We start from the raw sequence: 21,367 nt of genomic DNA on the forward strand, positions 1-21,367 counted from the left end.
ATGGACGAAATGTCCAAAAAAGTTGCCGAAATATATACTAAAATACCTTGACGTGTTAGTAAAAATTTGTTAATATTGGCGCCGTCAAAACAAGGAGTCAAAACAATGTACTGCATTCTCGCCGCCCTCTTGATCAAGAGCTTTAGAAAGTACGCTAAGCGCGCTTAATTTCTATAAAGGTCGATTAAGAATAAGAAATGGTCTCGGGTTTCCGAGCCTTTTTTTATTTGCTAGCAATTTGAAAGATTCTTTTACAAAATTAGAGTTATATTTGAAGCATGCGATATGGTGATTTAACTTCCTTTCAAACCGGCGTAGCCGTTCCCCTTTTCAGTCTTCACAGCAAGCACAGCATTGGCGTTGGCGAATTTCTGGACTTGATTCCGTTCGCCCAGTGGGCCAAGTTCTGCGGATTCAATATCATTCAGCTTTTGCCTGTAAACGATACCGGCACCGAGCCGAGTCCTTACAGTGCCCGCAGCGCATTTGCGTTGAATCCGGTGTTTATCAATGTGCAGTCTGTTGAAGGTGCTTCTAATTTTGAAAATGAAATTGAAAAGGCTCGCGAACAGTTTGCGGATATTGAGCGTGTAGACTACTACCGCATTACGACTTGGAAGCGCACCATTCTGCGTAAGATTTTTGATTCCTGTTACGAAAATCTCAAGACGTCAAAGAAATTGCTTGCCTGGATTGAGCAGAATGCCTGGGTCAAGTCCTACTGTGTCTATTGCACACTCAAGGCGCAAAACAACGAAGCAAGCTGGAAGGACTGGAAAAAGTTCCAGAATCCCTCCGCTGCCGATGTCGATAAACTTTGGATGAAAAACTACAGGGACGTGCTGTTCCAGGCGTGGATGCAGTACACCGCCGAAGGTCAGTTTACCGCAGCCGTGAACGAAGTCTCTAAACTCGGGCTTCGCCTGAAGGGCGACGTGCCTATCCTCATCAACGAGGACAGTGCCGACGTGTGGTTTGACCGCAAGTACTTCTCGCTTGCTGACCGCGCGGGTGCACCTCCTGACATGTTCAGCTACGGTGGCCAGAACTGGGGCTTCCCGACTTACCGCTGGGACGTACTTGAAGCCGATGACTTTGGCTGGTGGCGTCGCCGTTTGGCTCAGGCGAGCAAGTTCTATCACGCTTACCGCATTGACCACGTGCTCGGATTCTTCCGCATCTGGGCGATTCCTGAATCTGAATCGACGGGCATCCTGGGCCGCTTCCAGCCGTCCATCCCGCTGACGTGGGACGTGTTGCGCAATGCGGGTTTCTACCGCGAAACGCTTGAATATTTGCGTCGCCCGAATTTTTCTGTGGACCAGCTCCGCGAATTCCTCGGCAGCGAAACGGACAGGCTTATCTCTCTGTATTTTGAAAATTTGCCGGGAAAGTTCGACCGCTTTGTTATCAAGTCTGATCTTTTGTCCGAACGCGCAATCCTTGCACTGGATGAACCGCAAGAAGTCAAGGATTCCATGCTCCGCGTTTACTGGAACCGCGTGTTTATCCCGACGGGTGACGAAAATACATTCTACCCGTACTGGTACTGGTACAACCAGCCGGTGCTCTTTACGCTCCCGCAGAACGAACAAGATAAATTGCACGATTTGATTGGCCAGAACGAACAGGCCCAGAACGCACTCTGGGAACAGAATGCCATGAAGCTTTTGTCTGTACTCGCCAACGAAACCGACATGCTCGTTTGCGCCGAAGACCTTGGCGCTGTGCCGCCGTGTGTGCCGACCGTGCTCAAGAAGCTCGACATCATGTCGCTGCGCATTGAACGCTGGGCCCGCAACTGGAGCGTTCCGTATTCTCCGTACTACAGCATGGATGAATACCCGCGTCTCTCCGTTTGCACGACAAGTTGCCACGATACTTCGACACTCCGCGGTCTTTGGGAAGAGCCGGACTTTGATAGGGCCTTCTACTGGTCTCATGCAGGCTTGCCGGGCGTTGCCCCTGAAAAGCTTACGCCGCCGGTGGTGCACGATATCTTGTCGCATGTGTTTACTGCAAATAGTTTGTTCTGCATCCCGCCGATTCAGGATTACTTTGCGCTTTCGGCTTCGCTTTCTGATTGTGACCCGAAGGAAGAACGCGTCAACATTCCGGGAACGGTCGGTGGCAAGAACTGGACGTATCGCACTCCGTGCAGTGTCGAGGACTTGCTCGCCAATGCGGGCTTGATTTCGGAGATTAGCAAACTTGTCGAAGAACGTAAGTCCCGTGCCCTCTGGAAAATTTAACGCTCCCGCCTGGACTAAGGACGCTGTTTTCTATCAGGTTTTTCCGGACCGCTTTTGCCGTAGTGCAAAGTACAAGGCGGTCGGAAAGTTTGTGGATTGGGATACTCTCCCGACCCGTGAAAACATGTTCGGCGGAAACCTCGCTGGCATTTGCGAAAAGCTTGATTACATTGCGTCTTTGGGCGTGAATGCCATTTACCTTTGCCCGATTTTCAAGAGCAATTCGAATCACCGCTACCATACGGTCGATTATTTTGAAATTGACCCTGTGCTTGGAACGCTCAGGGATTTTGATAAGCTCGTCAAGAAGGCGCACAAGCTTGGGCTTCGCGTGATTCTGGATGGCGTGTTCAACCATTGCTCGCGTGGATTTTTCCAGTTTAACAGCTTGATGGAACTCGGCAAGAACTCTCCGTACGTGGACTGGTTCCATGTGCACGGCTGGCCGCTCCATGCGTATTCGGGCAAGCCCAATTACGATTGCTGGTGGGGCTACCCTGCGCTCCCGAAGTTCAATACCGACAATCCCGATGTTCGCGATTACCTTTTCTCGGTGGGCGAGTACTGGATGAAACGCGGCATTGACGGCTGGCGCCTCGATGTTCCGAACGAGATTGACGACGATAGCTTCTGGCAGGAATTCCGCCGCCGCATCAAGGCGATTAACCCGGATGCCTATATTGTCGGCGAAATTTGGGATGAACCTTCGCGCTGGCTGCAGGGCGACCAGTTTGACGGCGTGATGAATTATCCTTTGCGTAAGGCGGTACTTAAGTACCTCTTTGACGAAAGTCCGATTGTGCTTGCTGAGTTTGCGACTCGTTTGCGTGAGGCGTTCCCGGAAGGGCGTTTCGGTGTGCAGATGAACTTGCTCGGGAGTCATGACACGATTCGGTTGGCGTCGCTTCCGTGCTCAAATTTGCAGCGCGTGAAGCTTGCGCTTACGCTGTTGTTCTTTTTGCCGGGCGCTCCCTGTATATATTATGGCGACGAAATCGGCATGTTGGGGGGCAAGGATCCTGACAATCGCCGGGCATTCCCGTGGGATAAACTTGAGGAAGGCATGAAAAAGCCGATTTTCGGCTTTATCAAGGAGCTGATCGAGCTTCGTAGAAAGTCGCAGGTGCTGCGCGATGGTTCGCTGGAGATTGCTTATAGTGCTGGGCGCCTGGATATTGTCCGTACCCTCGGCAAGAAGAAGATGACGCTTGCGATTTCGGCGGCAAAACCGGACCCTGCGTTTGAGATAAAATAAGCCGGGCGTTACGGGCTGGCGTTTGAAGCCCGTTTGAAGGGGTGATGGAAGACCCGTAGGGGCTGCAATCAGGGGGACTTCTCCCCCTTTTTAAGCCTAAAATTACTTCTTACTTCCAACTTCCTACTTCCTACTTTTCTAAATTTGACCCCGCAACTAGTATGTATAATGCCTTATTAAGGGATTACAAATGAAAAAAAATAAATTCGGCTTCCGAGAATTCATCATTCTCGCAGTCATCATTCTTTCGGCCTACACTGTATGGCCTTCTATTCAGGTTCACTCCAAGAAGGGTGAAGCTAAGCAGACCTTCCTCAAGGAAAATCCGAAGCTGGGCACAAAGTCCATCAACTTCGGTTTGGACCTTGCCGGTGGTACGAGCATTACGCTTCAGATCGACAAGTCTAGCCTCAAGGATGGCGAAGATATTAAGGACATCCAGGCTCAGTCTCTTGAAATTATTCGTAACCGTGTTGACCAGTATGGTCTTTCTGAACCGCAGATTTCTCCGACTGGCGACGACCGCATTGTCGTTGAACTGGCTGGTGTGGATGACTCTACGGCTAAGGCTCTTGTGGGTTCTACGGCTAAGCTCGAATTCAAGATTCTCGCCGAATCTGAAAAGTTTACGCAGGTTGTTGGCCTTATCGACCAGTACCTCACTCGCCAGACGACCGACATCATTGCTGATTCCGCTAAGACAGATTCCGTCAAGACTGACTCTGTGAAGAAGGAAACCTTGTCTGATGATGAACTTCTCGCTGGTGGTGTTGCAAAGGCTGAATCCGCTGAAAAGAAGGACACCGCTGCTGCTGAAGCCGCTCCGGCAGACGTGGTCGGACAGTCCCTTTCCTCTTTCTTCATCTCTTTCGGCAATGGCGGTTTCATTGCTGAAGAAAGCGTCGAAAAGGTGAAGAAGCTCCTCGCCACTGAAGGTGTCCAGAAGCTCATCCCGCGCGATGTCGCTTTCGCTTTCGGTAGCGGTCTTGAAAAGCTCCGCCGCGATGCTAACATCAAGGCCAAGCGTCTTTACCTCCTCAAGCGCCGTGCAGAAATGGGCGGTGACGATATCACGGATGCTCGTCCGTACCGCGTCAGCGATGGTATGAGCGCCGGTGAAGTTGCCGTAAACCTCAAGTTCGGCGGCATCGGTCCTAAGAAGTTCTCTGCTGTTACGGCTGCTAACGTCGGTAAGCAGATGGCCATCGTTCTCGATAACCAGGTCATCAGCGCTCCGGTTATCCGTGACCGTATCCCGAACGGTGAAGCTCAGATTACGGGTCTCGACGACATGGCTGAAGCAAACCGCCTCGCTGTTGTGCTCAAGGCTGGTGCCCTCAAGGCTCCGATGCAGATCATCGAAAGCCGTAGCGTCGGTGCAACCCTCGGTGAAGAAAACATTGTCCAGGGCTTCGGTTCCGGTGCTATCGGCCTCTTGCTCTGCTTGGTGTTCATGGTTGCTTACTATCGCCTCGGTGGTTTCATTGCAAGTATCGGCGTGATGGTCAACGCTCTCGTGACTGCCGCTGTGATGTCTGTATTTAACGCCACGCTTACTCTCCCGGGTATTGCTGGTTTCATTCTCGTCGTCGGTATGTCTCTCGACGCGAACGTGATTATTTTCGAACGTATCCGTGAAGAACTCAAGAACGGCCTCACGGCTCGCGCCGCTGTCGCCAAGGGTTATGAACGTGCTTTCAGCGCCATTTTGGACTCCAACTTGACGACTGTTTTGACGGGTCTTATTTTGTACAAGATTGGTACGGGTTCCGTCAAGGGTTTCGGTCTTACTCTTACGATCGGTATCCTCACTTCTCTCTTCTGCGCTATCACGATTTCCCGCGCCGTGTTCGACTGGAGACTTGCTAAGCGCGACAGAACGACGCTCTCTATCGGTTCTGGCTTCAAGACTTTGAACAATGCTAACCTCCAGATCATGAAGAACCGCGGCAAGTTCAAGGCTCTCTCTATCATCCTTCTTATTGCAAGCATCGCTTGCATCGCTGTGAAGGGTTTTGACTTTAGCATCGACTTCACGGGTGGTCAGGTCTATACGATCCAGTATCAGGATGACGCCAAGCACGAAACCGACTTGAACAAGGCTTTGAGCAAGGCTGGCATCCAGGGTGCTCGCGTCCGCTCTCTCGGCGGTACGTCTGCTAACTCCTACCAGATCAGCGTTCGCGGTGATGACACGAGCTTCGAACTCGCCATGGCTAAGGCTTTCGAAGCCGCTAACCAGAAGTGCGAAATCGTGGCTAAGGACGCTGTCGGTCCGACCATCGGTAAGGAACTCCGCTTCAACGCTATTTTGTCTGTGATTCTTGCATGGCTCGGTATCGCTCTCTACGTGTGGTTCCGATTCGGTAAGCTCGGCCTTGGCTTCGGCGTTGCTGCTGTGCTTGGCCTTATTCATGATACGATCATCACGCTCGGCTTCATCTCGGCATTCAGCCTTTCTTTCGACGGCGCCTTGATCGCTTCGCTCCTCACGATGATTGGTTACTCTGTCAACGACACCATCGTGAACTTCGACCGTATCCGTGAAAATACCGCTCTCTTCGGTTCTGCCAAGTACGAACAGACCATCAATAGCTCTTTGAACCAGTGCTTCAGCCGTACGGTGATTACCTCTCTCACGACGCTCTTCGTTTGCGTGGTTCTCGCTGTTAAGGGTGGCTCTTCCATCCGCGACTTCGGTCTCGTTCAGTGCTTCGGTATCCTCATCGGTACTTACTCTTCTGTGTGCGTCTGCTCTCCGATCGTTCTCTGGTGGAGCAAGAAGTTCAAGAAGGGTGTGTAATTCACATGTGTCATCCTGAGCGAAGTGCGTAAGCACGGAGTCGAAGGATCTAAGAAATTGCCCCGGCGAAAGCCGGGGCTTTTACTATTATCAGCTTTTTTTATTGGCTTTTCTTCCTACCGCCTACTTCCTACTGCCCACTATTTACTATATTGTGCCTGTTCGATAAAGGGGGCGGTATGCTCAAGTATTACAAAATCGAATCCGGTCGTCTCTCAGTAGCTCCGAACGAAGAAGCTGCTGACATCGTTATGATGGGTTCTTTAAGCCAGGAACAGCGCAGCATCCTTGTTAAGGAATATGAGATAACGGAACATACGATTGCCTCCGCATTTGACTCGGACGAACTTTCCCGTATCGAATACGACGATGATTTTACGACCATCGTGTTTAAGAAGCCCAAGAATTATTCTGCCGAGGATAATTTCCAGTTCCGCGTGGAATCTTTTGGCATTTTCATTTTCAAGGACTGGGTTTTGCTCCTTACGGACAGCGACATCCCGGTGATGGATGAACGCAAGTTCTCGAAAATCGACAGCCTGAATACGTTTGTGCTCCGTGTGTTGAGTTTTGCTATTGCACACTTCAATGAACACTTGAAGATCATCAACCGCATCAACGACGACTTGGAACAGCGTCTGAACACGTCGATGGAAAACAAGTATTTGCTCTCGATGTTCAGCTTGAACAAGGGCTTGATTTACTACGTGAGCGCCTTGAACAGTAACGATACGCTGCTTCGCAAGTTGCAGCTTGGCCGCAGCCTCAACTGGACCGAAGCTGAACGTGAACTCCTGGAAGATATCCAGATTGAAAACGGGCAGAGCCTGCAACAGGCAAACATCTACGCGAACATTTTGACATCTATGATGGATGCTCGCGCAAGCGTGATCAACAACAACGTGAACCAGTTGATGAAGAACCTCACTATCGTGACGATTTCTATATCGCTCCCGACGTTCTTCGCAAGCTTGTTCGGTATGAACGTGAAGCTCCCGTTTGGCATGAACGGCGATGCGACCGTCGGCTCCCCGGTGGCGTTCTGGATTATTATCGCGATCTGCTTCCTCTCCGTGTTTGTTTTCCTTGCTGTTTGGATGCGCAAGAAATAAACTGGATTTCGGCATTTGAATTGAAAACGCGACCGTTCTGGCCGCGTTTTTTGATGGCTTAATTCAGAATTGGAGTCTCTTCGAGGCTCTTTTTCACAAATTCAGCGACGCATTTTTCCCAGTGCTTGCGGTGCATGGCGTATGGGAACTTGTTGTGGAACGCTTCGTGCCCAAAGGCGACTCGTTCGCCGGACTGGTTGTAAATGGCGTAATCGGCGAAGAACCAAAGTCCCCTGTCTGTAATGACGTTTCCTGAATTTTTTACGTAGCTAGAATCAAGTGCGCTACCGAATAAATAATTTGAATTGCTATAAGCCTGGTAAGCGTATGTTTCTTCTTTGCGGCTGAAGCCCGCATTTGAAATGGCGATGTAGTAGCCTTCGTTCATGTTTATCGTAGACGGCTTTGGAATGTTGAATTCCGTTGTTCCGACGGAATCGTGCTCAATGCTCATGCCTGCAATATTGACTTGCCTGAAATCCACGTCGATGGATTTATGGACGAGGCTGTCGTAGTTTTTCTTAAGTTCAGCCTTGTACCAGTCGGTAAATTTTTCGGTGTATTCTTCTAGATCGTCTTCGAGGTCGTCAACATTGTCAACAAAAGGTTCTGTAAAGACAACGGTAATTTTTGTTGGTTTTTCAGTCCAGGTCGGGTTTATAGATACGGTTGGATTATTTTGTGCACAGCCTACAAAGAAAAACGCCAAAACGGCAAGCCCCCAAAGCTTGTTTTTCATAAAATCTCCTTCTTGCTCCCCATAACACTTGTAAAGAAAATAATATAAAAGACAACGCATGTCACGTTGTCTTTTTTAGAAAGCGTTGTAAAAAACTAGTTACTGTCTACAGCGGCGTAGCCGCCTTAGTTCCCGCGTTCCGACATGCTGGCGAACATGGCGGTGATTTCTTCGGTGAAGTTGCTTTTCGGGAACTTGTCGGCAATGGCGAGCGCTTGTTCCAAGTGTTCCTGGGCTTCGGCTTTTGCCTTCGCAAAGCTCTTCTTTGCAAACAGGCGGTCCTGAATCTTTTCGGGAATGCCTTCTGCAGAAGCCTTTGCGATAAAGCTTTCCATTTCACGGCGTTCTTCTACGGTGCAGTCCTCGAAGTAATAGAGGAGCGGCAATGTGATGAGGCCGTTAGAAAGGTCGGTGAACTTCGCCTTGTCCATGTTCACGGAACCGTAGCCATAGTCCAGCAGGTCGTCGATAATCTGGAAGGCGATGCCAAAGTGCGTTCCCATCTTGGCGCATTCATCAACCATCGGCTGATCGAAACCTGCCAAAATGCCGCCGATGCGCGCTGCAGCGTCAATGAGCGCTGCTGTCTTTCCATCGATGATTTCGTTGTAAGACTTGCGGGAAAGTCCCATGTCGCCGCAATGGTCGAGTTCCATGATTTCACCGATGATGAGCTTGTCTGCGGCATCGGAGATAATGACGGGCACGTTACGGGCTTTTTCGTCAATGACGCAGCGCATAGACTGCGAAAGCACATAGTCGCCAATCAACACGGCTACTTGAGTACCCCATTCACGGTGAGCCGTCTTTTGCCCACGGCGAACGTCCGTCCCATCGATGATGTCGTCATGGACGAGACTGGCGAGGTGCAATAGTTCTACAGCGGCGCAGGCGTGTGCTACACGGTCGATGTCCGGCTTTTGCGTCCCGCAGTTCGCGAGCAGGCAAAGGAGTGTCGAACGGATGCGCTTGCCTTTGCGGCTAAAAAGTGTTACAAGTCGGTCACTAATCCCTGCGGGGGCGTTTTTGGCCACCTGCATGATGACTTGTTCTGTCTTGTCTAGCTCCACTTTAACCAAGTCACGAGCTTGGGATAAAACGGCTTTGAAGTCTGCCTTTGTCGGACTCATTTAAATATCCAAATCGTTCAAGACTTTATATGCGTTCGTTTCGATGAACTTGCGGCGCGGTTCCACGTCTTCGCCCATGAGCATGCTGAAAATCTGGTCGGCAAGCACGCTGTCTTCCACATGGCACTGCTTGAGGAATCGTGTCTTCGGGTTCATGGTCGTGTCGTTCAGCTGTTCCGGCGACATTTCGCCCAGACCTTTGAATCGGGTAATCGCGACATTCTTCTTGTCTTCGATTTCGGCCATGACCTTGTCCTTTTCGTTTTCGTCGAACAGGTAGCGTTCTTTCTGGCCAATCTTTAACTTGTACAGAGGCGGCATGGCAAGGAAGATGTGCCCAGCGTCAATGAGCGGGCGCATGTAGCGGAAGAAGAACGTCAAGAGAAGTGTCTGGATGTGAGAGCCGTCCACATCAGCATCGGTCATGATGATGATTTTGTCGTAGCGGAGCTTTTCAATCTTGAATTCCGTGCCGATGCCAGTACCGATAGCGTTCACCAGGTTCTGGATTTCTTCGGTGTCGAGCACGCGATGGAGGCTTGCCTTTTCGACGTTCAAAATCTTACCGCGGATAGGGAGAATGGCCTGGAATTCACGGCTACGACCCATCTTTGCAGAACCACCTGCAGAGTCACCTTCCACGATGAACATTTCGCATTCCTTCGGGTCGCGGCTGGAGCAGTCGGCGAGCTTGCCTGGAAGGCCGCCGCTTTCGAGGACGTTCTTGCGGCGGGCGAGTGTACGTGCACGGTGGGCTGCTTCACGAGCCACAGCGGCGTTGTAAACCTTGTCCAGGATAATCTTGACAGCGGCCGGATTTTCCTGGAAGTATTCTTCGAGCTTGGCGCCGAATGCAGATGCCACGTAACCAGCGATTTCGGAGTTGCCGAGCTTGCGCTTGGTCTGGCCTTCGAACTGCGGCTGCGACACCTTGATGGCGATAACGGCGGTAAGGCCTTCACGAATATCGTCCGAGGTAATCTGGGCTTCTTTCTTGCCCTTCGGCATGTCCTGTGCAAACTTGCTGATGACGCGGGTGAGGGCCGTCTTGAAACCCGTCACGTGCGTACCGCCATCGTAAGTATTTACGTTGTTGACGAAACTGAAGAAGTTTTCCTGGTAGCCGTCGTTGTACCACATGGCGACTTCGAGCGGGTATTGACCATCCGGGAGCAGCAAGTGGATCGGTTCGTTAAAGAGCGGAGTGCGGTGTTCATCGACATAGCGCACAAATTCAGAAACGCCACCGGGGAAGCAGAACGTGTCGGTCTGCTTGTGTTCCGGATCGCGTTCGTCGGTAAGCGTCAAGCGAAGTCCGCTCATGAGGAATGCGAGTTCGCGGAAACGCGTGGCGAGCGTGTCGTACACGTAAACGGTTTCGGAGAAAATTGTATCGTCCGGATAGAATTCAACAGATGTACCGGTCGTACCGTCGGATTCTCCGATATCGACCTGCGGGCCGCATGGAATGCCACGGGCGAATTCCTGACGGACAACGCGGCCATTGCGGCGCACGGTTACGATAAGCTTGTTAGAAAGTGCGTTCACGCAGCTCACGCCCACGCCATGCAGACCGGCGGAAACTTTATAAGAGCTGTTGTTGAACTTACCACCGGCGTGGAGCTTGGTCATCACGACCTGGATGGTGCCCACCTTTTCTTTTGGGTGGATGTCGGTCGGAATGCCACGGCCGTTGTCAGTGACGCGGATGCCGTTACCCGGCAAAATCGAAATTTCGATATGGTTGCAGAAGCCAGCCAAAGCTTCGTCCACGGAGTTATCGACCACTTCCCAAACGAGGTGGTGGAGCCCGCGAATATCGGTGGAACCAATGTACATTGCAGGGCGGACACGAACTGCTTCTAGACCTTCGAGAACGGTAATGCTTGAACCGCTATAATCTGCTTCCGCCTTCTTTACTTCTTCTGTTTCTTCTGCCATAATTCCTCTTTAAACCCCTCTTAGATGAATCGTATTCCTTGAATAAAAGGCTTCCCTAAGAGGGCATTACACTTACCAATAATAGCTTTTTTTTGGAGGTTCATTTCGAACTTTAACGCCGAATTGGCGACCTTGAGCACCAATATATTTTTGTCGATTTTTTCGGGCTTTACATGGCCTACCAGGAGGGAACCAACCACTTCCGAAAACCGCTCCGAGATGGTCTTGAAGTTGATATCTTCGGTGATATGGTTCTTCTGGAGAACACGCTCTAAAAGGACCTGGATGTCCTGAACTTTGTTCCCCGTATAGCTCTTGTTGCTCGTGCGTTTTGTTTCGAACATTTGTACAAATTTATCGCGTTAAACAAGCAGCAATTTGGAGAGGGTGAACCCGCCAATAAGGATGCTTGTCATGCCTGCAACCACGGTTGCCTTGGTGCTCTTGCCCACACCTTCTGCACCGCTATGGGTGAAAAATCCGAAGAAGCAAGCGTAACTCGAAATGAAGAATCCGTAAAGCGTTGCTTTGATAAGGCCAACGACCAGGTCCCAGTTCTGGTAGAACATGCGTACGCCGTAGAAGAACACCGACCACGAAACTTCCTTGTAGAGGTGGGCGACTTCGTAACCGCCGACAATGCCGATAAAGATGCTCAAAATTGTAAGCACCGGAAGCATGATGACGGTTGCAATGAGTCTTGGCGCAAGCAAGTATTTGTAAGGATTGAGTCCTAATACTTTGTATGCATCAAGCTGCTCTGTAACCGCCATTGTACCAAGTTCCGAACACATCGAAGCGCCGATACGCCCTGCAAGCACCATCGCCGTAAGGATTGGGCAGAGTTCCACCATCACGGACTTTCCGACGGCCATACCCACAAACATCATGGGGATCATGTCGCCAAACTGGTAGGCTAGCTGCCAAGACATGATGGCGCCTGTTGCAAGCGAGGCGGCGAACACCACGGGAATACTCGTGATGCCCACGTGGTGCATCTGTTCCACAGTCGTGTGCAAGTTGGTGAAAGCCCCGGGAATGTTCTTGAACAGTTCCCAGATGAACAGCACGTAACCTACAACCTTATTGAGGAAGCGTCTTACTGCTCGTCCGAGGCCCTCGGCCATTTTGTTCATTAAAGAAATCAAATTGAACCGTTATTTCTTTGGCTTTGCAGCATTCTTCTTCTGTTTCGGCGGAGCGCTGATGGCCTTCTTGTAAAGCTGCGTGTCGCTCAGGTACTTGATGGCTTCGTTCAGCTGTTTGTCGCGCTTGAGCGAGAATGCCGTGCTGACGGAGTCGTTCACAAATGCCGTGAGGAGTTCGCGCTTGATGCCATCCTTGATGTAGTCCTTGTTTGCTTCGAACTGGGCGTCGCGGTTGTCTTCAAGAGCCTTGCGCATTTCGCTGATACGCTTCACGAGCGTAGAATCCGAGATGGTCTTTGCGCTGTCGCCCATGTAGTTCTGTTCGCGGATGATGCTCTTTTCAAGCTGGTCCACGCCGACGAGCGCGTTGCTCTTCACCTTCATGAAGTTCGTGTCTTTCTTGCAGAATGCCTTGAATTGCGTAAAGAGAGAATCCGGCACGGTCCATTCGGAGTTTACCTTGACGCCTGCCTTTTCGAGGCTCGGGCGGATCTTGACGGCGAACTTGAAGTACATGGCCATACGTTCCTGCACCTGGACGACCCACGGCATCGGATCGAGTTCCACATCGACGTCCGGCGTAATGCCGCCACCGCCGAACATCATGCGGCCGTTGTTCGTGTAGAACGTGTCGCGCTTTGCTGTATCGGCCTTCACGGAATCGACTTTAGTTTCATCTTTTTCTTCGGATTCAATTTCTTCGTCTTGCAAGGTCAGGCCCTTGATGCCATTTTCAGGCTTGTTGATGCAACGACCGAAGGGGAGGTAGTAGAATGCAGTTGTGAGTTTGAGGGCGTTCCCTTGATTGTCGAGCGGAAAGATTGTCTGCACGGAACCCTTGCCGAATGAGGTCTTACCGACGATCAAGGCTCGGTCCCAGTCTTGCAGTGCGCCGGAAACAATTTCTGCAGCGCTTGCGGAACCCTGGTTTACGAGGACGACCATCGGAACTTCGGGCTTCACGAGCGGAGTCCTGCGGGCGGCGCTTTCGGTCTTCTGGGTTCGGCCGCGAGTGCTCACGATCACGTTACCCGGCTTGAGGAAAAGTTCGCTGATTTCGATAGCCTGGTTCAGAAGTCCACCCGGATTGTAGCGCATGTCGAGGATGAGCTTCTTCATGCCCTGCTTCTGGAGACCACGGATGGCGTTTTCGACATCGCTTGTGGTCTTGTCGCTAAAGGTCGCAAGCTTGATATAGCCGATTTCCGGAGTGACCATGCCGTAGTAAGGAACTGCATGTACAATAATTTCGGCTCTTGTAATGGTGTAGTCCATGAGGTCGGGAACGCCTTCGCGTTCAATGGCGACGGTCACGTCTGTGCCGATCTTGCCACGGAGCTTGTTGACGGCGTCATCAAGCGACATGCCTTTCGTTTCCTTGCCGTCGATTTTGCGGATGCGGTCGCCCGCACGGATGCCGAGCTTGAATGCCGGTGTGCCAGAGAGCGGCGAAATGACGGTGAGGATGTTGTCGCGGAGGCTGATGGTAATACCCACGCCACCGAACTTGCCTTCCATGGAAACGCGGAGGCTTTCGTAGTCCTTGGGGGAGAATACAGTCGTGTGTGGGTCGAGAATGTTTCTGATGCCATTGATGGCTGCGTCCGTGAGTTCCGTCGGGTTGACGTTTTCAACGTACTTGCGGTTGACTTCGGAAAGGACCTTGTTCAATCGTGAAACTTCGTCGTAGAAATCTCCGGGAGGAGTTTTCTTGTCGGTTGCTGCGTTCGCGATGCAAAGCGCGGACAGCGTTGCCATAAATACAGAGCGGAAACAAAAAGATTTAAACATCATACGTTAAAAATACAATTTCCTAAAAAAAAACACCACCTTGTAAGGAAAAACCGGCTATGAATAGCCGGTTTTTTATGAAAGGAGAGAGTATGAAACTTGTTTGGAGCAATAAGGGCGTTATGCAGCTTCGCAGAGGAGGCGTTCGACGTCGGCTTCGCGGAGCTTGTTCAAGGCGTTTTCCTTGAGCTGGCGTACGCGTTCCTTGGAAAGGCCCACCATCGGTGCGATTTCCTTCAAGTTCAGGTCGGAATCCATCTTGAAACCGTAATAGAGCTTGATGATTTCTTTTTCCTGGCTGGAGAGGTTCTTGTCCATCACCTTGTCGAACACTTCTGCACGGTTGTTGTTGTCGGCAAGCTCGTCGGTGCGGTTCTGCGTATCCGAAATGGTATCGCCAAGCGTTGCATCGCCATCTTCATTGACCGGAGCGTCGAGCGAAGAAGCGGAGCTGCCCATCATCAGGATCTTTTCGATTTCATCGGCTTTGTACTTGGAGAGCCCTTCGAGATTCTGGGTGTTGACGGTGAATGTTCCGCCGATCACTTGGTGCATGTCCTTTGCATGGCGGTTGAAGCGACGAAGCATCAGTTCCTTTTCGGCGCTGATACGGATCATGCGGCCTTTTTCAGAAAGGGCGCGAGTGATGTTCTGGCGAATCCACCACACGGCGTAGCTGATAAACTTGATTTTCTGGGAGCGGTCAAATCGACGTGCTGCTTCGATGAGTCCCATGTTCCCTTCGTTGATAAGTTCCATGATGTCGAGACCACGGCCCTTATAGAGATTTGCGATGTTCACGACAAAGCGGAGATTGGAGTTGACCAACATATCCAAAGCGGTCTTGTTGCCTTCGGCGGACTTCTGGAGCAATACGGCTTCCTGTTCTCTAGTGAGCAAAGGATAGCGTGAAATGTCATTCAGGTATTGCATGTAGATGTCTTTCTGATCTCGATTGTTAAGGGTTTTCATGGTGACCTCCTCATTTTTACATCATCAAATTTACCTCTAGTTTGAAATCCTTGTGTCATTACTTAGAGTGCTGCGTGCAAAAGTTAAATTGAGTTTTTGTTAAAAAAGTTCGTGATTTTTGTCACGAAATTGTCATGACCGTCAAAAATAGTGGTCAAATGACTAAATTTTTTGCTATGAAAGACAATTGCACTACAAATTGCACAGAAAAATGTGCTGGATTTTTCCAAAAGACACGCGATAAGCTTGCTGTATTACAAGAAAGTGACTTTGAACGTAATGAAAAGAAGTTGCGCGAACTCTTGAAAGACGAACGAGAATTGATCCAGTTCCCGATTCCTTTGTTCATGCCGGTCCTCTTTGTCTGGCTTTTTATGATTTTGTTCCCGCTGGTGTTGATTCTTGATACGTCGAACTCGACGCACTTTGCTATTCGCTTAGAAGGTATAATCCGCTTTTACTTTCCGCTATTGAGTTCTCTGTTTATTTTCGCATTGAACCAAAAATTCCTTGTTCCATCGTATGTGTTTAAAAAACGCTATGCTAGTTATTTTGCTCTAAACTCATTACTCGTGGTCGTTGCGCTGTTTATTCGTGAGGTGACGTACTTTTTAATGGAGCGAATGCCTGGCGAAGGTGTAAGCGAATTTTTTAAAACATATTGTTTTTCGTTTGTTAAAGGGCACTTTAGTTTAAGTGCCGTTGTATCTTTTGTAATATTGGTTTGCTTTGTCTGTGTGCTATGTGTTTTGTACCATTTGATGTTTCGCCAGATTGTGCGCGCGTTTGTGCTGCGTGAACGGAAACGGATGGAATTGCAGTATGAACTTGATTTCTTGAAGAACCAGCTGAGTCCGCATTTTCTCTTTAATACCTTGAATAATATTTCTGCGCTTATCCAGATCGATTCGAAGCGCGCTGAAAGTTCTATGAATAAGCTTTCGCAGCTTTTGAGAGTCATGCTTTATCAGGTGAAGGATAAATATATCACGTTGCAGGAGGATGTGGATATTTTGCAAAAGTATGCAGATCTGGAAAAGTTGCGCCTGGATGACAGTTTTGATTTTTCATTTAATGTGCATCTCGAAAATCCAAACTTGATGATTGAACCTTTATTGATAATGCCTTTGATGGAAAATGCGATGAAGCATTGCGTTAATCCCAAAGGCAAAAGCTTTGCGCATGTGACAATTGTGCAAAAGGGAAATGAGCTTCGGTTCCATTCCGAGAATTCTAATTTCCCGAGGAAGTCCAGTCGCAAGGATAGCGGGCTTGGCCTTTCGACTTTTGAAAAGCGTTTGGATTTAATTTATTCTGGCTCCTATGAGTATTCTGTGAATATTGTCGATGATGTTTATATTAGCGATTTGATTATTCATCTAAAAGAAGAAAATTCGTAAATTATTAAAAATCCCCTTTACACTTTAAAAAAATTATTGTAGTTTAATTACCGCTCCATTTTTGCCGGGGCGGTTTATTATATTCTTGCTTACATTCCTTCCTTACATCAATTGATAAATCCTTACGGCTGAATAAGCCTTTTTATTCTCAAAATCAATAGAAGGAAAATCCTATGCTTTGTAGGATGTTTAAGGGTATGGCCTTAGCGGGAGCCTTGTGCTTTCTTAATAGCCATGCCGAAGAATGTAAGGGCGTTGCGCTGTATTCGAACGGCAGCAACAGAGGTCAAATGCTTGAAACGGGGAGGACATTCCCCGAGCCGCCGGAATGGAGGGCGAACTGGGGAAATTTCGGTGCAATGAATGCCCCGTATATCCGATTGTCGGGCATAAAGAACGTGCAGGATGACTGGAAAGGCCTGCTTTGGTTTCCAGCTTTGCCATTGCGCGTTGATGCAGGAGAACTGCTTTTAAAAGTACGTTCTACACAAAATGCAACTTTTGGAGTTTGGCTTAAAGGCAAGGCTTCGGAGAGCCGCGTTTACTACACGAATTTGATTGCGGAAAAAACGGAAATACTTGAAATTCCGCTTGCAAGTCTTGGCGTGGCGGGGACGTTTGAAGTTGCAAATATTGGTGTGGGATTGTTTAATGTTCCGCAGTACCAATATACAACGCTCTTTATCGACGATGTTGAATTCAGCTGTGTCAAGAACGGCGTTAGTGCAGGAAGTTCTTCGTCTTCAGTCACGGCGACAGATTCACCGGGCGATTTGGAATATGAATATTCAAATGTAGATGCATGGTCTAGTCAACGTAATGCGCGACTTTTACCGACCGTGGAAACGGAATTTAGCGCAGCGTATTCTCCACAATTGAGAAACGCGCTTATTTCAAGTACGAATGGTGATTTCCTGGTAAGTGAACTAGAGCATATGAAAATTGTGAATACTGTTCACGCAGCTGAAATGTCTCCCCAAAAATCAAGGACAACATGGTATGATAATTTGTACTCAGTCGTACGTAACCGGTTGCGCGAAAATGTAATTGCGAACCCAAAGCAGCTTTATTTTGAGGCAGAGGCTATTGCCGCGAGATCTGATTATACGGTAATCCCATTGCTTGTTGCTGATTTGGATTATGTATATAGGGCGTGTGCCGATGCGGACTGCTCGACGTCTAAAAACGTGAATGTGCATTTACTTACGGCGGGATTGCCGACTTCTTTTGTGCGGGGGTCGAAAATGATTCTTGTGCTGGACCCGTATTTTTTTGTGACGAAACAGAGGGATCTGCCTTCTATTTCTGTTTGCGTTTCTGGAAAGTGCAATGTCCTTTCGGTTAATGGAAAGCTTGAATTGGAATTTCCTTCGACGGGAACGCAAAAGATTGTTGTTAAGATGAAGCGCGGTGAAAGAACTGTTGAACAGAATCTTTTTGTGGAGGTAAAATAATGATGCGCTATATATGGCTTGCCGTTGTTGCCATGCTTTCGACAAATGCTATGGCAGAAAATAGAGATTATTCGTTCTTTGTTGATAGTCAAGACCGGCTATGCATGGAAAAGAGTAAATTTTTTATAAATGTATTTGGCGTTGATGCTGTCGGAGAAGTTTGCCATGGTATAACGGAATCGGTTCGGATCCGAATTGTTGATGCTCCTGTTGATGAAAGTTCTTCAGAAGGCGTGTACTTGGAACGTCCGTTTATGATTATTGATGGTATCAATTTGGATCCGGTCGAAAAGAAAACTTTGACGGATTTAGAAGGTGAAGTCCAGCAGGTCGGTCTTCCAAAGATTCTCAAGAGTCTTGGCTATACGCCGGTCCTTGTCCAATTTACGGAAACGGTGCGTCGTTCATTACAGGAAAATTCGAAGGTGCTGAGTCTGCTGTTTTCTTTCTTGAATAACAATAAGCAAATTCCGTTTCCGGGTGCAAAAGAAGACGGCTTTGTTGTGATGGGCATAAGCCAAGGTGGCGTTATTGGACGTTATGGTGCATATCTGTACGATACTCATCGCAGTAAAAAGGATGCTCCGATTCGGCTGTTCTCATCGCTGGATTCTCCTCATCAGGGCGCCGTTATGCCGAAGGGCCTTTTTAATACAGTTGCTTTCTGGAGCGATGAGGGAGGTTCTTCTGCTGCGGAGATGTTTAAGGATGTCTTGCTTGCGAAAGGGGCCGCAGATCTTTTGCTGTATGAAAACAAGTGTGAAGGAAAATCCTGTAAGTCGGAAGTGAATACGAAGGGACGGTTCCTTTTTGAGGATTATCGTAAAGCGGCGGAATACAAAGGATTTCCGACAGTGCTGATTGCCCAGGGACAGTTGAAAGGTTTTAGCCCTGAACATAAGGATGAGTATTTCCGTTTGGAACGTCATGTGGAAAAAGGTCCTTTTACGCTTGGATCTGCTATTAGTCGTATGTTTTATTCGGACGCGGAAAACGGTCAGATAGCCTATAATCGCAAGAAGGAAAAAACGGAAGATGAGAGCAAGTCTGATTTTCGCGGAAGGACGGAGTATGATTTTATTCAAGGTTCTACGTATCCTTTTGCAGCGACGCTTTACAATTCGTTCCGTCAGGGATTTCTCGATGCGATGCCGGAAGACATGAAATTGAATTTGCTTGGGATAAGCATAAAATTGAATGCTTCCTGGACTAAGGATATTCTGACTCAAGATCGCAGCACGTTTATCCCGACCGTAAGTGCGATGGACTTGAAATGCAATGGCGATTTGGCGGTCAAGTCGGATTGTGGCTTTACGCAGTCTTCTGTAGGGTTCCCGTTTGAAAATCCGGGCAACAGAAGTACGGCGAATGCTGCTTTTGCTGTGGATCCGACGCATCCGCGTTATAATGAAGCGATTAGCGGACGTCATGTGGAAATGCCTTTTGAAAATGGAAGTGTCAATGCTTCTGTGCTGAATGGCATGCAGGTCGATTTGTGGAGAATCCTATGCGAGGTTGCCAAGTATGATTTTGATTCGCAATTGGGGCAATTCAGAAATCCTAAGCTGGTTGGGTTCTTTTCTCCAGATACAAAGTGCCTGGATGCGAACAAGATGCCAGATGTCATCCGAAATGCGGGCGCTGTCCAAGAATATCCTTTTGCCTATGCGCGTTATGACTACAATGCAGATGCTTCGGAAAAGAATGCTGCTGTGAGGTTTAAGCTTCCGGCAGGCTGGAAAAAGGTGTCTCTTTGGGACCATGGTGTAAACATTCAGGCAAATTCTTCATTTGAAGTGGATGTTAAAGTGAATAACCTGAACGGTAACTGGATGAAGGCGGAACTTTTGGTTTGCAGACTGAAAAGTTGTTCGGGCTATTTGCAGTTGACGGAAGTGCCTGTCCCTGTTGATGGAAAAACGCATACACTTCGTTGGCAGATGCCCGCAAATGATGGGGCGCTAAATGGAATGCGTTGGTTTCGCTTAGTGCTTAATTCTGATGGTGGCGATGTGACCATTGCAAGTCCGCACATGGTCCTGAATACACGCGGAGATGTCCCTGTTCCGCCAAAGATCAGTTCGGCAAGTATATATCCGGGTAATTATGAATTTGTTCCGTGGAGTTCTGAAGTCCATGTGAATCCGTATGTGGATGGGAGTGGTTCTGGAGTTGAGATCCTTTATGACAGGGCTCGACAAGGTGCGCATTTGGACTTTGGAAAGCAGGTCTCGATGGATGACTATAGAAATCTTGTTGTTGATTATTGGCCTGGAACTTGCCAGCGGACGTATGCTTATTTTGATTCGAAAAAATTGACTGAGGCTAATCTTGCAAACGGTAGTTTGCAAAATGGCTTTGTACGCAAAATTTTACCTTTGGCCGAAATCATGGATTTGAATGTTACGCCACATGGCTCCAAATCCGCTCACCGCTTGAATTTGCAATCGTCTTTTGCAAATGAACGATGTGTTGTAAAGTCAATAAGGCTGGAGTAACGTTGTCTTGATATGCTAAACAAATTATGGTATATTATTTCTGCAAAACAAATAAGTAGGAGAATTAAAAAATGAAAAAAACGATTCTTTTAGGAATGCTGTCTGCAGTTGCGATGTCGTTGTGCGGCTGCCTGAACCCGCATTTGGGTTCGATGGGGGCTTCGACGATGATTGTCGCTCATCAGCCACGACTTGCTGTTAACGGGGATTCCTCTGCGATGACGTTGTCTGTTGATGCTTTTGGCGGAGCCAAGATGCAAGGGCGAAATGTTAAGGACGGATTTTCCGCTGGGGCAACGGCTGCGCTGAATTACAGACCGTTCGGATATTCTTCACCGTTATATGTCGAGGCCGCTTTTGGGGGCAAGGGTGGCAATGTATCGCTCGATTGCTCAGAGGCGGGCAAGTGCAATGACGGCTATATGGCCTGGCTTGAAACTCCGGACGGCAGGAAAAAGTATTCGTTCTGGAACGTGCAAGAACGTATCGCCATCGGCGCTGACTTTGACGTAGGCCCTGTAATCTTAGGCGTGGGTGCTGGAATCCAGACATTTGAAGGCGGTGGCGATTATGACGATATTCGCGACTATCTCGGGAATAGTCTTGCTGAAAATGACGACGAAGGGTATGGTGCAAAACTTTATTCTACGGCTCGCATTGGAGCAAGACTTGGGCAATATGGCGTGATTGCTTTTGATGCCGACTTCATGTGGCTCAAGACGCTGAATGTCGGATTTATGCTCAATTACTTCCATCCGTCTGGATTCCATGGCGGTATCTTTGCGGCGCAAAAGGTTGGCTATGGCGTGAATGTCGGCAAGACATTTAGCTTTTGATAGGTCGTAAAGTAAGGCACCGTTCGACAGGCTAAA

15 protein-coding genes are annotated in these 21,367 nt (G+C 48.8%); 8 read left to right on the plus strand and 7 right to left on the minus strand.

Features of this window, described 5'->3' with window-relative positions:
• Nucleotides 1–278 precede the first annotated feature (278 nt).
• From B7990_RS07495 to B7990_RS07510, 4 genes are all read left to right on the plus strand, one after another.
• Nucleotides 279–2,252 (plus strand): 4-alpha-glucanotransferase, encoded by a 1,974-nt coding sequence (locus B7990_RS07495; RefSeq protein ID WP_088640371.1) that lies wholly within the window; start codon nt 279–281, stop codon nt 2,250–2,252.
• A complete protein-coding gene (locus tag B7990_RS07500; RefSeq protein WP_088640372.1) occupies nt 2,233–3,507 on the plus strand; it encodes a glycoside hydrolase family 13 protein in 1,275 nt (424 codons plus the stop codon). Before B7990_RS07495 ends, B7990_RS07500 begins: the two co-directional genes overlap by 20 nt.
• Before the next feature lie 190 nt (nt 3,508–3,697).
• On the plus strand, nt 3,698–6,310 hold the full coding sequence (gene secD / locus B7990_RS07505) for a protein translocase subunit SecD (RefSeq protein ID WP_088640373.1): 2,613 nt from the start codon (nt 3,698–3,700) through the stop codon (nt 6,308–6,310).
• Nucleotides 6,311–6,489: 179 nt separating this feature from the next.
• Complete coding sequence (locus B7990_RS07510; protein WP_074209060.1) at nt 6,490–7,422, plus strand: magnesium transporter CorA family protein; 933 nt, start codon at nt 6,490–6,492, stop codon at nt 7,420–7,422.
• A 58-nt stretch (nt 7,423–7,480) separates the two neighbouring features.
• On the opposite strand, the gene B7990_RS07515 is transcribed toward B7990_RS07510, so the two are convergent.
• The 7 genes from B7990_RS07515 to B7990_RS07545 form a co-directional block, all read right to left on the minus strand.
• The gene (locus B7990_RS07515; RefSeq protein WP_088640374.1) at nt 7,481–8,161 is read right to left on the minus strand and encodes a hypothetical protein; all 681 of its coding nucleotides are present in this window, start codon (nt 8,159–8,161) and stop codon (nt 7,481–7,483) included.
• 125 nt (nt 8,162–8,286) lie between these two features.
• Nucleotides 8,287–9,291, minus strand: a complete 1,005-nt coding sequence (locus B7990_RS07520) for a polyprenyl synthetase family protein (RefSeq protein WP_088640375.1) — start codon at nt 9,289–9,291, stop codon at nt 8,287–8,289.
• A complete protein-coding gene (gyrB, locus tag B7990_RS07525) occupies nt 9,292–11,232 on the minus strand; it encodes a DNA topoisomerase (ATP-hydrolyzing) subunit B (protein ID WP_088640376.1) in 1,941 nt (646 codons plus the stop codon).
• A gap of 20 nt (nt 11,233–11,252) precedes the next feature.
• Nucleotides 11,253–11,576, minus strand: coding sequence for a DUF721 domain-containing protein (locus tag B7990_RS07530; RefSeq protein ID WP_088640377.1), 324 nt, complete (start codon nt 11,574–11,576; stop codon nt 11,253–11,255).
• An 18-nt stretch (nt 11,577–11,594) separates the two neighbouring features.
• Nucleotides 11,595–12,368, minus strand: coding sequence for an ABC transporter permease (locus tag B7990_RS07535; RefSeq protein WP_235002871.1), 774 nt, complete (start codon nt 12,366–12,368; stop codon nt 11,595–11,597).
• 21 nt (nt 12,369–12,389) lie between these two features.
• Entirely contained in the window at nt 12,390–14,138 is a 1,749-nt protein-coding gene (locus tag B7990_RS07540) for a S41 family peptidase (protein ID WP_254917388.1), read from the minus strand.
• Nucleotides 14,139–14,291: 153 nt separating this feature from the next.
• Nucleotides 14,292–15,143, minus strand: a complete 852-nt coding sequence (locus tag B7990_RS07545; protein ID WP_088640379.1) for an RNA polymerase sigma factor RpoD/SigA — start codon at nt 15,141–15,143, stop codon at nt 14,292–14,294.
• Nucleotides 15,144–15,301: 158 nt separating this feature from the next.
• Here B7990_RS07545 and B7990_RS07550 point away from each other — a divergent pair, with 158 nt between their 5' ends.
• The 4 genes from B7990_RS07550 (at nt 15,302) to B7990_RS07565 (ending at nt 21,331) form a co-directional block, all read left to right on the plus strand.
• On the plus strand, nt 15,302–16,543 hold the full coding sequence (locus B7990_RS07550) for a sensor histidine kinase (RefSeq protein ID WP_254917389.1): 1,242 nt from the start codon (nt 15,302–15,304) through the stop codon (nt 16,541–16,543).
• 215 nt (nt 16,544–16,758) lie between these two features.
• Nucleotides 16,759–17,997 (plus strand): hypothetical protein, encoded by a 1,239-nt coding sequence (locus B7990_RS07555; protein WP_176407245.1) that lies wholly within the window; start codon nt 16,759–16,761, stop codon nt 17,995–17,997.
• Complete coding sequence (locus B7990_RS07560; protein ID WP_088640382.1) at nt 17,997–20,495, plus strand: hypothetical protein; 2,499 nt, start codon at nt 17,997–17,999, stop codon at nt 20,493–20,495. Before B7990_RS07555 ends, B7990_RS07560 begins: the two co-directional genes overlap by 1 nt.
• Nucleotides 20,496–20,566: 71 nt before the next feature.
• Nucleotides 20,567–21,331 carry a hypothetical protein gene (locus B7990_RS07565; protein WP_088640383.1) on the plus strand — a complete coding sequence of 255 codons (765 nt, stop codon included), beginning with the start codon at nt 20,567–20,569 and terminating at the stop codon, nt 21,329–21,331.
• Nucleotides 21,332–21,367 lie beyond the last annotated feature (36 nt).

This window comes from Fibrobacter sp. UWB4, from assembly GCF_002210345.1.
In the GTDB taxonomy this organism is placed as follows: domain Bacteria; phylum Fibrobacterota; class Fibrobacteria; order Fibrobacterales; family Fibrobacteraceae; genus Fibrobacter.

Bases quoted from the DNA above. Each gene is read 5' to 3' on its own strand.
- B7990_RS07495 (WP_088640371.1), top strand. From the start codon at position 279: ATGCGATATGGTGATTTAACTTCCTTTCAAACCGGCGTAGCCGTTCCC.
- secD (WP_088640373.1), top strand. From the start codon at position 3,698: ATGAAAAAAAATAAATTCGGCTTCCGAGAATTCATCATTCTCGCAGTC.
- B7990_RS07510 (WP_074209060.1), top strand. From the start codon at position 6,490: ATGCTCAAGTATTACAAAATCGAATCCGGTCGTCTCTCAGTAGCTCCG.
- B7990_RS07515 (WP_088640374.1), bottom strand. From the start codon at position 8,161: ATGAAAAACAAGCTTTGGGGGCTTGCCGTTTTGGCGTTTTTCTTTGTA.
- B7990_RS07520 (WP_088640375.1), bottom strand. From the start codon at position 9,291: ATGAGTCCGACAAAGGCAGACTTCAAAGCCGTTTTATCCCAAGCTCGT.
- gyrB (WP_088640376.1), bottom strand. From the start codon at position 11,232: ATGGCAGAAGAAACAGAAGAAGTAAAGAAGGCGGAAGCAGATTATAGC.
- B7990_RS07530 (WP_088640377.1), bottom strand. From the start codon at position 11,576: ATGTTCGAAACAAAACGCACGAGCAACAAGAGCTATACGGGGAACAAA.
- B7990_RS07535 (WP_235002871.1), bottom strand. From the start codon at position 12,368: ATGAACAAAATGGCCGAGGGCCTCGGACGAGCAGTAAGACGCTTCCTC.
- B7990_RS07540 (WP_254917388.1), bottom strand. From the start codon at position 14,138: ATGGCAACGCTGTCCGCGCTTTGCATCGCGAACGCAGCAACCGACAAG.
- B7990_RS07545 (WP_088640379.1), bottom strand. From the start codon at position 15,143: ATGAAAACCCTTAACAATCGAGATCAGAAAGACATCTACATGCAATAC.
- B7990_RS07550 (WP_254917389.1), top strand. From the start codon at position 15,302: ATGACTAAATTTTTTGCTATGAAAGACAATTGCACTACAAATTGCACA.
- B7990_RS07560 (WP_088640382.1), top strand. From the start codon at position 17,997: ATGATGCGCTATATATGGCTTGCCGTTGTTGCCATGCTTTCGACAAAT.
- B7990_RS07565 (WP_088640383.1), top strand. From the start codon at position 20,567: ATGAAAAAAACGATTCTTTTAGGAATGCTGTCTGCAGTTGCGATGTCG.